Source organism: Citricoccus nitrophenolicus (assembly GCF_047305825.1).
Classification (GTDB): Bacteria; Actinomycetota; Actinomycetes; order Actinomycetales; family Micrococcaceae; genus Citricoccus; species Citricoccus nitrophenolicus.
Genome location: NZ_CP063070.1, coordinates 1,888,787 through 1,902,039, shown reverse-complemented (window position 1 = coordinate 1,902,039; position 13,253 = coordinate 1,888,787). Strand labels below are relative to the sequence as shown.

12 protein-coding genes are annotated in these 13,253 nt (G+C 66.5%); 7 read left to right on the top strand and 5 right to left on the bottom strand.

Going from position 1 to position 13,253, the window contains the following annotated elements:
* Positions 1-101: 101 nt before the first annotated feature.
* From gyrB to dnaA, 5 genes are all read right to left on the bottom strand, one after another.
* The gene (gyrB, locus tag IMT31_RS08730) at positions 102-2,198 is read right to left on the bottom strand and encodes a DNA topoisomerase (ATP-hydrolyzing) subunit B (protein ID WP_413544394.1); all 2,097 of its coding nucleotides are present in this window, start codon (positions 2,196-2,198) and stop codon (positions 102-104) included.
* A 425-nt stretch (positions 2,199-2,623) separates the two neighbouring features.
* Positions 2,624-3,208 carry a DUF721 domain-containing protein gene (locus IMT31_RS08725; protein ID WP_345357187.1) on the bottom strand — a complete coding sequence of 195 codons (585 nt, stop codon included), beginning with the start codon at positions 3,206-3,208 and terminating at the stop codon, positions 2,624-2,626.
* Between the two features lie 10 nt (positions 3,209-3,218).
* Positions 3,219-4,373 carry a DNA replication/repair protein RecF gene (recF, locus tag IMT31_RS08720; protein ID WP_345358102.1) on the bottom strand — a complete coding sequence of 385 codons (1,155 nt, stop codon included), beginning with the start codon at positions 4,371-4,373 and terminating at the stop codon, positions 3,219-3,221.
* A 31-nt stretch (positions 4,374-4,404) separates the two neighbouring features.
* Positions 4,405-5,535 (bottom strand): DNA polymerase III subunit beta, encoded by a 1,131-nt coding sequence (dnaN, locus tag IMT31_RS08715; protein ID WP_345357184.1) that lies wholly within the window; start codon positions 5,533-5,535, stop codon positions 4,405-4,407.
* A 614-nt stretch (positions 5,536-6,149) separates the two neighbouring features.
* Positions 6,150-7,598: a chromosomal replication initiator protein DnaA gene (dnaA, locus tag IMT31_RS08710; RefSeq protein WP_345357181.1), complete on the bottom strand. Its 1,449-nt coding sequence runs from the start codon at positions 7,596-7,598 to the stop codon at positions 6,150-6,152.
* A 426-nt stretch (positions 7,599-8,024) separates the two neighbouring features.
* Between dnaA and rpmH the strand changes: the two genes are divergently transcribed.
* From rpmH to IMT31_RS08675, 7 genes are all read left to right on the top strand, one after another.
* Entirely contained in the window at positions 8,025-8,162 is a 138-nt protein-coding gene (rpmH, locus tag IMT31_RS08705; RefSeq protein WP_115932474.1) for a 50S ribosomal protein L34, read from the top strand.
* A gap of 39 nt (positions 8,163-8,201) precedes the next feature.
* The gene (rnpA, locus tag IMT31_RS08700) at positions 8,202-8,606 is read left to right on the top strand and encodes a ribonuclease P protein component (protein WP_413542477.1); all 405 of its coding nucleotides are present in this window, start codon (positions 8,202-8,204) and stop codon (positions 8,604-8,606) included.
* A complete protein-coding gene (gene yidD / locus IMT31_RS08695; RefSeq protein ID WP_345357175.1) occupies positions 8,603-8,968 on the top strand; it encodes a membrane protein insertion efficiency factor YidD in 366 nt (121 codons plus the stop codon). The genes rnpA and yidD overlap by 4 nt, the downstream gene beginning before the upstream one ends.
* A 6-nt stretch (positions 8,969-8,974) precedes the next feature.
* On the top strand, positions 8,975-9,943 hold the full coding sequence (gene yidC, locus IMT31_RS08690; protein WP_413542476.1) for a membrane protein insertase YidC: 969 nt from the start codon (positions 8,975-8,977) through the stop codon (positions 9,941-9,943).
* A 2-nt stretch (positions 9,944-9,945) separates the two neighbouring features.
* Entirely contained in the window at positions 9,946-10,647 is a 702-nt protein-coding gene (locus IMT31_RS08685; RefSeq protein ID WP_345357169.1) for a protein jag, read from the top strand.
* 73 nt (positions 10,648-10,720) lie between these two features.
* Positions 10,721-11,320 carry a 16S rRNA (guanine(527)-N(7))-methyltransferase RsmG gene (gene rsmG, locus IMT31_RS08680; protein WP_413544393.1) on the top strand — a complete coding sequence of 200 codons (600 nt, stop codon included), beginning with the start codon at positions 10,721-10,723 and terminating at the stop codon, positions 11,318-11,320.
* Positions 11,321-11,395: 75 nt separating this feature from the next.
* Positions 11,396-12,349 carry a ParA family protein gene (locus IMT31_RS08675; protein ID WP_413542475.1) on the top strand — a complete coding sequence of 318 codons (954 nt, stop codon included), beginning with the start codon at positions 11,396-11,398 and terminating at the stop codon, positions 12,347-12,349.
* Positions 12,350-13,253 lie beyond the last annotated feature (904 nt).

Sequence of the window (13,253 nt, the reverse complement as noted above, 5' to 3'; positions counted from 1 at the left end):
GTGTGGTCGTGGGGCCGGGATCCGGCCGGGCGGGCTCAGGCGGAGGGGCCCGACGCGCGGGCGGCACCTTCCCGGGCGAGCCCGCCGGGGTGGGGGTCGGCTCAGATGTCCAGGAAACGGACGTCCTTGGCGTTCTGCTGGATGAAGCTACGGCGCGATTCGACGTCCTCGCCCATCAACATCGAGAAGATCTCGTCCGCTGCGGCCGCGTCATCCATGGTGACCTGCAGCAGGGTCCGGTGCTCCGGATCCATGGTGGTGTCCCACAGTTCCTGGTAGTCCATCTCGCCCAGGCCCTTGTAACGCTGGATGCCGTTGTCCTTCGGGTAACGCCAGCCCCTCGCCGCGCCGGCAGCCAGGGAACGGTCCCGCTCCTCGTCCGTGAAGACGTAGTCGTGCGGGGCGTTGGACCACTTGATGCGGTAGAGCGGTGGCTGGGCCAGAAACACGAAGCCGTGCTCGATCAGCGGGCGCATGTAGCGGAACAGGACCGTCAGCAGCAGCGTGGTGATGTGCTGGCCGTCCACGTCCGCATCCGCCATCAGCACGATCTTGTGGTACCGCAGCTTGGTGATGTCGAATTCCTCACCGATGCCCGTACCGAAAGCCGTGATCATCGCCTGGACCTCGGCGTTGGACAGGGCGCGGTCCAGGCGGGCGCGCTCCACGTTCAGGATCTTGCCGCGCAGCGGCAGGATGGCCTGGGTCCCGGGGTTGCGGCCCTGCTTGGCCGAGCCACCCGCGGAGTCGCCCTCCACGATGTAGACCTCACACTCGACGGGGTTCTTCGAGGAGCAGTCCGCCAACTTGCCGGGCATCCCGAAGGACTCCAACGGCGACTTCCGGCGGGCGTTGTCCCGGGCCTTGCGGGCCGCCATGCGGGCCTGGGAGGCCAACTGGGCCTTGCGGATGATGTCCCGGGCGGGGCCGGGGTTTCGTTCGAGCCAGTCACCGAGCTGGTCCGAGACGATCTTCTGGATGAAGCCCTTCGCCTCGGAGTTGCCGAGCTTGGTCTTGGTCTGCCCCTCGAACTGGGGCTCGGAGAGCTTGACGGAGAGCACGGCGGTCAGGCCCTCGCGGACGTCGTCGCCCGAGAGGTTGTCATCCTTGGCCCGCAGGATCTCCTTGTCCCGCGCGTAGCGGTTGACCAGCGAGGTCAGGGCCGCACGGAAGCCCTCCTCGTGAGTGCCCCCCTCATGGGTGTTGATGGTGTTCGCGTAGGTGTGCACGGACTCCGAGTAGGCGGTGGTCCACTGCATGGCCACCTCGGCGGCCATCTTGCGGTCCGCGTCCTCGGTCTCGAAGGCGATGACGTCCTCGTGGACGATCTCGACCTTCTTGTTCGAGTTCAGGTGCTGGACATAGTCCAGCAGCCCGTTGTCGTACTTGTAGTCCACCATCCGCTTCTTGGGGACGGCCAGTTCCTCGCCGATCGTGTCAGGGCTCGGCTCGGTCTCGGCCATCACGGCCTGGTCCGCCTCGGTCCCCGGGACGCCGTCACCGTCGGCGTCGCCGGCGATCTCGTCCTTCTGGATCTCGTTGGTCTCGATCAGCCGCTCGTCCGTCAGCGTGATGCGCAGTCCCTTGTTCAGGAATGCCATCTGCTGGAAGCGGGCCCGCAGGGTCTCGAAGTCGAACTCGACCGATTCGAAGATCCCGGCGTCCGGGTAGAAGGTCTGGGTGGTGCCCGTCTCCTCTGCGTCCCCGAGCCTGATGAGCTCGCCCTGGGGCATGCCGCCGTCGGCGAAGTTCATCTGCCAGGCGGCCCCATCGCGCCGGATCTCCGTCCGCACCCGGGAGGACAGAGCGTTCACCACGGAGATGCCCACGCCGTGGAGACCGCCGGAGACCGCGTATCCGCCGCCGCCGAACTTGCCGCCGGCGTGCAGGATCGTCATGACCACCTCAACGGTGGGCTTGCCCTCCGTGGGGTGCATCTCCACGGGGATGCCTCGGCCGTTGTCCTCGACCTGCACGCCGCCGTCCGCCCGCAGGGTCACGTGGATGGTGTCACAGTGGCCGGCCAGGGCCTCGTCCACGGAGTTGTCCACCACCTCGTACACCAGGTGGTGGAGGCCGCGCAGACCGGTGGATCCGATGTACATGCCCGGCCGTTTGCGGACCGCCTCCAGCCCCTCGAGGACGGTGATGTCCCCTGCGCCGTACGCGTGTTCCACCTTCCGGGTGGCCTCGGTGATCTGCGTGGAGGTGATGGCCTCCTCCGCCTCTGCCGTCCCGGACGGACCCGTCTCGGACCCCTCGATGGCGGGATCCTGCGGAAGGCCGCTCTGGTCTGTGCCGTTGTTCTCTTCGGCCACGGGCGTCTACGGCTCCTCTGGTGGTGGGGCTGGGCTGTACAACACGCGTGCCGATGCGCGCCCCTGCACTCTGGGCGAGGGGTCATCCCACTTCGGCACGTTTACTTCACATTCTACCCCCCGAGGCGCCGTTTCGGGGTCTCAGCGGGAGTCTCCGGAGAGAGAACATGTCCTCTAAGGGCCGGAATCGTTGATCCGGCCCACGCGGGATGCCACTATCCGGTCCCGGCTCACCCTCCGGGGGTTGAGTTCGCCAGATCGCCGTTGGCGGGGTCCGCGGTTCAGGCCAGCGTCCACCCTGTCCGTCAGCCGTAGGTATCCCTGGGCCCACGGCCCTTCACCACGCGCGGACCCTTGCGCCAGGAGGGGGCGGCGGGACCGGCCACCCGCAGGCTCGTGACGATCCCGGGCCCGAGGGCCTGTTCGAAGCGTTGCAACAGGGCCGGGGTCAGCAGCTTGAGCTGCGTGGCCCAGGCGGTGGAGTCGCAGCGCACCGTCACCACGGCGTTCTCGAAGCTCTCGGGGCGGCAGTGCAGTCCGATGTCCGCCCCCACCAGCTCATCCCACCGGGACAGCACGGACCCCACGGCCACCGGGGAGGACCAGCCACGCTCGTTGACGAGCCGGCCGAACACGTCCCCCACCATCCGCGGGTCCCGGGCATCCAGATCAGGGCGCCCGCCCCTTCCGGAAGCGCCGGAGCGCCCTGGTGCCGCGGCGCTCCCGGCGGCGCCGCGGCCGTTGGCTGCCGGGTGCCGCCGGCGCACCTCACCCCGGGACTCCGCGGCCCGCCGGACCCGGTTCAACGCCACAACGGCCGCATCGGGCTCGTCCTCGATGCCGTCCGGTGAAGCCTCCCGCTCTGGAAGTGGGCCCTCGTCAGCACTCATGGACCACTGCTCACGGCTGGATCTCGCTGCCCGATTCCCCCAGCGAGACACCGATCCGGGGCCCGTCCAGCTCCTCCGGGATGTCCCCCGCCACGGCAGCGGTCACCAGGAGCTGCTCGGCTCCGGAGGCCAGGGTCGCCAGCCGGCTCCGGCGATCGGCGTCCAGCTCGGCGAACACGTCGTCCAGGATGAGGACGGGCCGGGCATCTGGGTCGGAATCGTCCGCCACGAGTACCTGGTAGCTGGCCAGTTTCAGGGACAGGGCCATGGACCAGGTCTCCCCATGGGAGGCGAATCCCTTGACGGGGGCGGGGCCCAGGGTCAGGGCCAGATCGTCCCGGTGCGGCCCCACCAGGGTGACCCCGCGGTCTCGTTCCGGCTTGCGGTGGGCCTCGAGTTCGGCCAGGAACGCCCCCTGCAGTGTCTGCTCGTCCGGGATCTCCTGGTGCTGTCCGGCCGCCAGGGGCACGGTGGACTCGTAGCTGAAGCCGGCCGTCTTCTGTCCCTCGGCCAGGGCGGTGTAGGACTCCGTGAGGGGCCCGGCAAGCATCTGCAGGACGTGAAGGCGCCCGTTGAGAACCCTGGCCCCGGCCCGGGAGAGATGCTCATCCCACACGGCCAGGGTGTGCCCGTGGTCCTCGGTCCAGGCCCCGGAGAGTTTGGCGTTCTTCAACAGCGCGTTCCGTTGCCTGAGGACCCGGTCATAGTCGCTGCGGGCGTCCCCGAGGGCTGGCCGCAGCTGGACCACCAGGTCGTCCAGGAACCGGCGCCGCAGGGAGGGGTCCCCGGTGATCAGCGCCAGGTCCTCGGGGGCGAACAGCACGGACCGCAGCAGTCCGAGCCCGTCCCGAGCCCGTTGGGGGGCACCCCGGTTCACGGCAGCGCGGTTGGACTTGCCGGGATTGATCTCGACCTCGAGGGAGACCGCCCGCTCGCCGCGGTGGATACGCCCCCGGACGATGGCCTGGGAGGCACCGAAGCGCACCAGCGGGGTGTCCTGGGGGACCCGGTGCGAGGCCTGGGTTGCGAGGTAGCCCACGGCCTCCACCACGTTCGTCTTGCCCACCCCGTTCGACCCCACCAGCACATTGGGTCCGGGCACCAGGGCGAGGTCTGCCTGGGCATAGGAGCGGTACTGGGTCAGGGACAGGTGGGAGAGGTACACGGGGCAGGCAGTGACGTCCGGGGCTGGTTGGTCAGTTGGCCAGGCGTACCGGCATGACCAGGTACCGGTAGTCATCCTGCTCGGGAGCCTCAGGTTCCTGCTGAGCCGTCATCAGCGCCGGCTTGGGAGCCGTGGTGAAGGAGAACCGGACGTACGGGGAGTTGATGACGTTGAGCCCCTCCGCCAGGTAGGAGGGGTTGAAGGCCACCGTGATCTCGTCACCCTCGAGCCCCGCATCCAGCAACTCGTTGGCCGAGGCGTCGTCCCCCGCGCCGGCGTCGAGCGTGACCTGCCCGTCCGAGAAGACCATGCGCACCGCGGTGTTGCGCTCGGCCACGAGAGCCACGCGCTTGACGGCCTCCACGAGGGGGCTGGTGGGCACCACGGCGTGGATGGGACTGGAATCGGGGAACAGGGCCCGGATCTTCGGGTACTCGCCGTCCACGAGCAGGCTCGTGGTGCGCCGTCCACCTGAGGAGAAGCCCACGAGGTCCGAGCCCGCGGCCTCCTTCGGCAGGCGCAGCTGCAGCTCTCCGCCCCCGGACAGGGACTTCGCCACCTCGGTCAGCGTCTTGGACTTGACCAGCAAGGAGGTCGAGATGGAGGGATCGGCCGGGGACCAGTTGAGTTCCTTCATGGCCAGCCGGTACCGGTCCGTGGCCAGGAAGGTGATGCGGTCACCCTCGATCTCCAGCTTCACCGCGGTCAGGATCGGCAGGGTGTCATCGCGGGAGGCGGCCACCGTCACCTGTGCGACGGCATGGGCGAAGGCCTCACCGTCCACTGTCCCGGCGATCTCGGGCATCTCCGGAAGGGATGGGTAGTCCTCCACCGGCATGGTGGCCAGGGCGAAGCGGGAGTTCCTGCAGGTCAGGACCACCTTCGTCCCGTCCGTCTCCACGGTCACGGGAGCTGCCGGCAGCGAGCGGACGATGTCGTTGAGCAGACGCCCTGAGACCAGGATCGTCCCCGGCGTCTCGATGTCCGCCTCGATCTCCAGCTGGGCGGAGGTCTCGTAGTCGAAACTGGCGATGGAGACCAGTTGATCCTCGGCGGTGATCAGCAGACCGGATAGCACCGGCACCGGGGGGCGAGGTGACAGGGAGCGTGCGGTCCAGGAGACGGCGTCCGTCAGGATGTCTCGCTCAACGGTGAACTTCACAGAAGTTTCCGCCTTTCTCGTAGACGGCAGGTGATGGTGGGCAACGTCCTCCGGATACCCCCGCCGGGCATCCTTCGTACACACGCCGATGCCGTGTGCTGTGTCAGCTTACCGTGACTCGCCGGAGGGGCGAATGTTGGCATTTCCGGCGGGGATGTGGTTAGCGATGGGATCGATGGTGTGGTTCGAGTCGTCGGCGAAGGGGCGAGGGTGAATGTTCTTGGGATTCATTCTTAACAGGGATCAGTAGTGTTAATAAGTCCTGTGGATACTGTGGATAACCGCTTCCATCCGTGCTCTCCGGCCATTGTGCCTGTGGACCGTGCGGTGGACGTCGCCCGTAGTGGTTGTGCACGGATGGTGCACAACCGGTGGGGGCGGTTTCCTTGAATTCACAGGGAAGCGTGTAGTTATCCAGAGAATCGCCCGAGTGGTCCACTTAAGTGTCCACAGAGTTGTCCACAGCTGTGGGTTGCCCCTCCCAGAGCGCCCTCGCAGCCTGTGGATATCTGTGGATACCGGTGGACAACTCCACCGGGTGGCGCTGATACCGGGGTTCTGGTTGTGGAAGGACCTTGCCGTTGAGGTTCAAGCCTGCCGGCCGGGGAGAGGCTTCAGCGGGCTCGCTGCTGCTGCTTGATCCGGTTGGTCAATTCAGTGACCTGGTTGTAGATCGTGCGCCGCTCGGCCATCAGTTCGCGGATCTTCCGGTCGGCGTGGATCACGGTGGTGTGGTCGCGGCCGCCCAGCTCCTGGCCGATCTTGGGCAGGGACATCTCCGTCAGCTCACGCAACAGGTACATGGCGATCTGGCGGGCGGTGACGAGCGTCCTGGTCCGTGACTTGGAGGTCAGCTCCTCCATGGTCAGGTTGAAGTAGGACGCCGTCTCGTTGAGGATGGTCGGCGCCGTGATCTCGTGGGCGTCCTCGTGGGTGATGAGGTCCCGCAGCACCTGTTCGGCCAGCTGGATGCCCACTGGCTGCTTGTTCAGTGAGGCGAAGGCGGTGACGCGGATCAGCGCACCCTCGAGCTCTCGGATGTTGGTGGAGATGTTCGATCCGATGTACTCCAGGACCTCCGGCGGTGCCGTGAGCCCCTCGGCCTCCGCCTTCTTCCGCAGGATGGCGATCCGGGTCTCCAGGTCCGGTGGCTGGATGTCCGTGATCAGGCCCCACTCGAAGCGCGAGCGGAGCCGCTCCTCGAACCCGGCGAGCTGCTTGGGCGGCAGGTCGGAGGTGATCACCACCTGCTTGTTGTTGTTGTAGAGCGTGTTGAAGGTGTGGAAGAACTCCTCGACGGTGGCTTCCTTGTCCGCCAGGAACTGGATGTCGTCGATCAGCAGGATGTCCACGTTGCGGTACACCTGCTTGAAGCTGGCGCCCTCGTCGTGGCGAATCGAGTTGATGAAGTCGTTGGTGAACTCCTCGGAGTTCACGTACCGCACCCGGAGGCCCGGGTAGAGGTGCCGGGCGTAGTGGCCGATCGCGTGCAGGAGGTGGGTCTTGCCCAGGCCGGACTCCCCGTAGATGAACAGCGGGTTGTACGCCTTGGCTGGTGCCTCGGCCACGGCATTGGCGGCAGCGTGGGCGAAGCGGTTCGATGATCCGATGACGAAGGTCTCGAAGTGGTAGCGCGGGTTGAGTCGGCTCGTCTCGTCCGAGGTCGACGGCGGCGCTGGCGCCGGTGCAACAGGCCTGGCCGGCGCGTGGGGTGAGGCGGCCGAGCGGGGGCCTGGGGCCTCACGAACGGGCGGCGCCGGGGTGGAGGGCAGCGGTGAGTCCTCCAGTACGGGGGACACCAGGGACGAATCGATGGAGTAGGCACACAGGATCTCGGTTCGGAACACGTTCTCGAGTGCCTCTGCCAGGGCATCCTTGAGCTGTGTCTGGAGGACCTCACGCGTGAGCTCGTTCGGCACGGCGAGCAACAGGGTGCTGCCGATCAGGCCCTGGGGCTGGGCGAGGCCGACGTGCCCGAACTGACGAGGGGTCACCCGGTGGTCTTCCTCCAGGGTGCGGACCACCTTTCGCCACGAGCTGCTGACAGCCTCATCTGCAACCATGGGGGCTGAGGTCCTTCCGTTGACGTCCGGGGCGAGTCTACCGGCAATCCACAGAGTTATTCACAGGCAGTGGATAACTCCGGCAGGGTACCCGCCCGCGGACGGACTGGCCACTGGGGTGGGACGCCGAGGGACTGGGCCTGGACCCGAGTTGGGGTGTGGGGGGCCTGCTCGGAAGGGGCAATTTGACCGAGATGGGGCGTTGTCCCTAAACTTGATTGGTCCCCGCGGGGTTGTTTAACCGTGCTCTGAAACGTTCGCCTCCTGCGGAACGACCACAGGGTTCAGTCAACCGGCGGACACCATCAGGCCCACCCGGAAGTGGACCGGTGTCCCAGCGCGGGGAAGTCCTAGTCAGAGCGTCTACCGGTTCTTCCCCCAGGTACAACGGGTCCGGGCGCATACACACGTTGTGGAGAGATCAAAGTGAGCAAGCGGACTTTTCAGCCGAATAACCGCCGCCGGGCCAAGAAGCACGGTTTCCGCGCCCGGATGCGTACCCGCGCCGGCCGTGCCATCCTGGCGACCCGCCGCACCAAGGGCCGCACGGAACTGTCCGCCTGATCCGGCCCTCGGCCGATCAGCCAGAGCGGACCACAAGGCGTGCTGCCCCGCGAGAAACGGGTACGCACCCCCGCGGATTTTTCCCAGACACTGCGTTCCGGCGCCCGGACAGGGCGCCGGAACGTTGTCGTGTCCGCCTACCTCATCGAACCCACGAGTGCCGAGGCCGAAGCCGCTCCGGTGCGCGTGGGTTTCGTCGTGTCCAAGGCGGTGGGTAACGCCGTGGTCCGCAACCGCGTGAAGCGTCGTCTCCGAGCCGCCGTGGCCGAGCAGCTCGACGGCCCCCTGGACGGTCACCCTGGTGGGACCGTGGTGGTTCGCGCCCTGCCGCCTTCGGCCACGGCCGGGTGGGTCGAGTTGAAGAAGGACCTGGACTCCGCTCTGGGGAGTGCCCTGCGCAAGGCTGCCGGCCGGCGTCGTTCCGTGATGGGGGCCGGGACATGACCGTCCAGTCCCCCTTCGTCACCCGGCCTGGAGCCGTTCAGTGGAACGCACTGAGGGCGCTGCCCTCCACGGTGTTGGCCTGGGTGCTCATGGCCTACCGCGCGGTGATCTCGCCGCTGTACGGCCCCGTCTGCCGTTTCTTCCCGTCCTGCTCGGCCTACGGCCTGGAGGCCGTCCACGTGCACGGTGCGGTGAGGGGCTCCTACCTCACGGCGCACCGACTGGCCCGCTGCCATCCCTGGTCCAGGGGAGGCGTTGATGCCGTCCCGCCCGGCCGCCGGATTTGGCCGCTGGGGCGTCAACCCAAGATCATTGACCTAAACCATCCCGTCATTCCCCCGGATCCTCCGGCTGAACAGTAGGAGATCATGGACTTCTTCCAAATCATTCTCTGGCCCTTCAAGTGGGTGATGTCCTGGATCCTGGGTGCCGCCCACACCGCGCTGGACTGGATCGGCATGGATCCCGACGGCGGTTTCACCTGGACACTCTCGATCATCCTGCTGGTGGTCATCGTCCGTAGCGCGTTGATCCCACTGTTCGTCAAGCAGATCAAGTCGCAGCGGGCCATGCAGGCCCTGCAACCCGAGATCCAGAAGCTGCAGGCCAAGTACAAGGGCAAGACGGACCAGCTGTCCCGTCAGGCCATGGCAATGGAGCAGCAGGCCCTCTTCAAGGAACACGGGACCAGTCCGTTCGCCGCCTGTCTGCCGATGCTCGTGCAGATGCCGTTCTTCTTCGCACTGTTCCAGATCCTGACCGGGGCCGGCGCCGCGGCGGAACGTGGCGAGGGAGAGGCTGCCCTGAGTGCAGCGCAGATCCACTCCTTCGGTGAGGCGATCTTCCTCGGTGCCCCGATGCAGGACACGTTCCTGGGTTCCGTCGGCGAGAACATGAACGTGGCGGTCATCATCGTCTCCGTCATCATGATCATCCTGATGTCCGGCTCGCAGTTCTTCATGCAGAAGATGCTGATGAGCAAGAACATGTCCGAGGCTGCGATGACCGGGCCCTTCGCCCAGTCGCAGAAGTTCATGCTCTACATCCTGCCGCTGGTGTTCGGCATCGGCGGCATCAACTTCCCCATCGGTGTGCTGATCTACTGGACGGCCACCAACTTCTGGGCCGTGGGTCAGCAGATGTGGATCATCCGCAACAACCCCACTCCCGGGTCCCAGGCCGAGCGTGAGTTGAACGAGCGCCGCGCCGTCAAGGGCCTGCCCCCCGTGGGCAAGGCCGCGCAGGAGGCCGCCGCCAAGGCTGAGGCCGAGGCCGCCAAGCCGCAGCAGACGGGTCAGCGTCACCAGCCCAAGCGGAAGTCCAAGAAGAGGAGATAGCCGTGACCGATGCATCAACCACGCCGTCCGAGGACACCCCGGATTCTGGGGAGAGCACCGATCAGACTGCGGATCCTTCTGTGAGCTCCGCCGAGACCTCCATGCCGACCCCGGCTGTGGACAACCCTGTTGAGAACTCTGGGGGCACCACGGCGGACCGTGGGGATGATGCCTCTGACGCCGCGTCCGTTCCGGCGGATTCGGCCGAGTCCGGGGAGGACTCACCCGCGAACGCCCGCCGCCTCGAGGAGGAGGGGGACATCGCCGCCGACTATGTCGAGGAGTTGCTGGACATCTCCGATCTGGACGGTGATATCGACATCGAGGTGCGCAACGGCCGTACCTACGTCTCCGTGATCGCCGCAGAGGGCGATGATCGACTCAGCGACCTCGTGGGCCGGGAAGGCAAGGGGTTGGAGGCGTTGCAGGAGCTCGTCCGTCTGGCCGTTCTCTCGGCCACCGGCGTCCGCTCGCGGCTGGTCCTGGACATCGCCGGTCACCGGGCGGACCGGACCTCGCAGTTGGAGGGTATCGCCCAGGAGGCCATCGAATCTGTGCGGGCCGATGGCGAGCCGGTGCACCTGAAGCCCATGGGGGCCTACGAACGCAAGGTGGTGCATGATGTCATCGCCGAGGCGGGGTTGGTCAGCGCCTCCGAGGGCGAGGGCCCGCGCCGGCACGTGGTGGTCTCCGCCGGTGAGTGATCCCTCGAGCGAGCCAGTCCAGTCTCAGGAGCCCCCCGTCCTGGAGGGTGCCCTGCGGTCCGCCGCGGAGGAGATGTTCGGTGACCGCCTGGAGTCCGCGGTGCGCTTCGTGGACCACCTGTCCTCCACGGGCATCGAGTGGGGTCTGCTGGGGCCCCGTGAGGTCCCGCGTCTGTGGGAGCGGCATGTCCTGAACTGCGCCGTGGTGGGCGACCTCTTTGCCGAGGGGGCCCTGGTGGCCGACGTCGGCTCCGGCGCCGGCCTGCCCGGTCTCGCCCTGGCCCTGGCCCGCCCGGACAGTCAGTTCATCCTGATCGAGCCGCTGGAACGACGCGTCGCCTGGCTGGACATGGTCGTGGAGGATCTCGGTCTGGAGAATGTCGACGTGGTGCGCGCGCGCTCCGAGCAGGTCGTCGGCAACATCGCCGTGGACATCGTGACCGCTCGTGCGGTCTCGGCCCTGAAGTCCCTGCTCCCGCTCACCGTCCCCTTGCTCCAGGGGTCCGGCGAACTGCTGGCCATCAAGGGGCGCAGCGCCGACCAGGAGATCGCCGCTGCCGCGAAGACGCTGAAGAGATTCAAGTGCTCCGCACCGGAGATCGAGACCGTGGGAGCGGATCTGCTGGACGAGCCGACCACCGTGGTCCGGGTGCGCGTGGGTGCGGGTCGCTGACCAGTAGGCTGGAGTCGCTGGATCTCACGGCGACAGGGTCATCTCGCCGTCTATCAACCTCGGGAGGTTGTTCTCTTGACCAATGAGTCTGAAGTTTCACGTGAAACCGTCACGGGCGTCGGCTCGTCCGTGGTGGATGACCTGGAGACCCCGCTGGCGCGGGAGCTGGCGCAGGAGAACCGGCGGCGGGACAAGCTCAAGGGCCGCCGGCTGCCGACCCCGGAGAGCACGCGCATCATCACCGTGTCCAACCAGAAGGGCGGGGTGGGCAAGACGACCACCACCGTGAACCTTTCTGCCGCACTCGCCCGTGCCGGAATGCAGGTATTGGTGGTGGACATCGACCCCCAGGGCAACGCCTCCACGGCGCTGGCGATCCCCCACAATTCCGATGTGGACAGCGTCTATGACGTGCTGATCGACGAATACCCCATGGCAGACGTGGTCAAGCCGTGCCCCGATGTGGACGGACTCGTGGTGGCTCCGGCCACCATTGACCTGGCGGGCGCCGAGATCGAACTGGTCTCCCTGGTGGCTCGTGAGCAGCGGTTGTCCCGTGCCCTCAAGGACTATTTCTCCTATCGCGAGAAGCAGGGCCTGCCGCGGATCGACTATGTCTTCATCGACTGCCCGCCGAGCTTGGGACTGCTGACCGTCAACGCGTTCGTGGCCGCCAACGAGGTACTCATTCCCATCCAGACTGAGTACTATGCTCTGGAGGGCCTCTCGCAGCTGCTCAACAACATCCGGATGATCCAGAAGCACCTGAACTCCGCGCTCGAGGTCACCACGATCCTCCTGACCATGTATGACGGACGGACGAATCTCTCGACCCAGGTGGCTGGGGAGGTGCGTGAGCACTTCCCCGAGGAGGTGCTGAACGCGGTGATCCCTCGGAACGTGCGGATCTCGGAGGCCCCCAGCTTCCAGCAGACGGTGCTGACCTATGACCCGCAGTCCTCAGGCGCGTTGTCCTACCGCGAGGCCGCCACAGAGATCGCTGATCGCGGTCAAGCCAAGGGACGTTGACCCTCTCCCTGCTCATACCGGCCAGTAGCTGACGTATATCAATCGTTTCAAGCTGAATGCGACGTTCGGCTGATGGTGGGGTTGTTTCATGTGAAACCCTCGCGGGTCGGCAAGCCCTCGCGGCCTGGGCTGGGCAGGGTAGGCGGCGACGATGTCGACCCGCTGCATCGGTGCTGGTGACGCCCCTGATGCGGTCATCTCGCCGTTCGTCAGGGGCATCGGCGCGTCACTGAATGCGGGTTCCGGTGCCCCTATCCCTTGAATAGGCGTGGACACCGATACGGGTGCTGGTGTTTCACGTGAAACCGGCGCACTTCATTCCCCTGGTGCGGGCGCTTCGCCCACTCTGGCAAGGACTCCATCTACGGCACGCCAAGCAACATCTTCAGGGGTGTGCTGGTTTCGGCTGATGTCTGGGGTGTGCTTGGACTGTACCGGGCCCGGTGTCGGTCCACGGTGCTCACCGTCAGCTTCCCGGGGGCACGTGTCGCGCTTGCCGACTGATGTCTCTCCCCGCCGTCAGCGTTTCACGTGAAACGGGATCGTCGAGGTCTGTTGCCGTGTGTGTTCTGTTCGCCAGACAACGGTGAACCCGTAGTGGCCGGGTTGAGGGATCTGAAACAAGGCTGGGCATTCATGGAATGCCGAGACCTCGTCATGTCTGCGCCCCCGCCTTTCGGTTCTCGTACACAGAGCTTCCACGAGGTACAGTCCACCGTCCGCGCCGGGGAAGGGATGGATCCTGAGGTGCCGCGTGGCACATCATCCTGGGCTCTCCTCATGGAGTCGCGTCGAACTGGGGGTTCTATGGGAATTCCTGGGCAGTCACCACTGATGGAAAGAAGCGGATATGCCTACATGTGGGGTCCTTGAATGGCAGGTGTCCAGAACTCGAGTGACGCCA

Bases quoted from the DNA above. Each gene is read 5' to 3' on its own strand.
- IMT31_RS08725 (WP_345357187.1), bottom strand. From the start codon at position 3,208: ATGAGTGCTGACGAGGGCCCACTTCCAGAGCGGGAGGCTTCACCGGAC.
- yidD (WP_345357175.1), top strand. From the start codon at position 8,603: ATGACCGTCCAGTCCCCCTTCGTCACCCGGCCTGGAGCCGTTCAGTGG.
- rsmG (WP_413544393.1), top strand. From the start codon at position 10,721: ATGTTCGGTGACCGCCTGGAGTCCGCGGTGCGCTTCGTGGACCACCTG.
- yidC (WP_413542476.1), top strand. From the start codon at position 8,975: ATGGACTTCTTCCAAATCATTCTCTGGCCCTTCAAGTGGGTGATGTCC.
- dnaA (WP_345357181.1), bottom strand. From the start codon at position 7,598: ATGGTTGCAGATGAGGCTGTCAGCAGCTCGTGGCGAAAGGTGGTCCGC.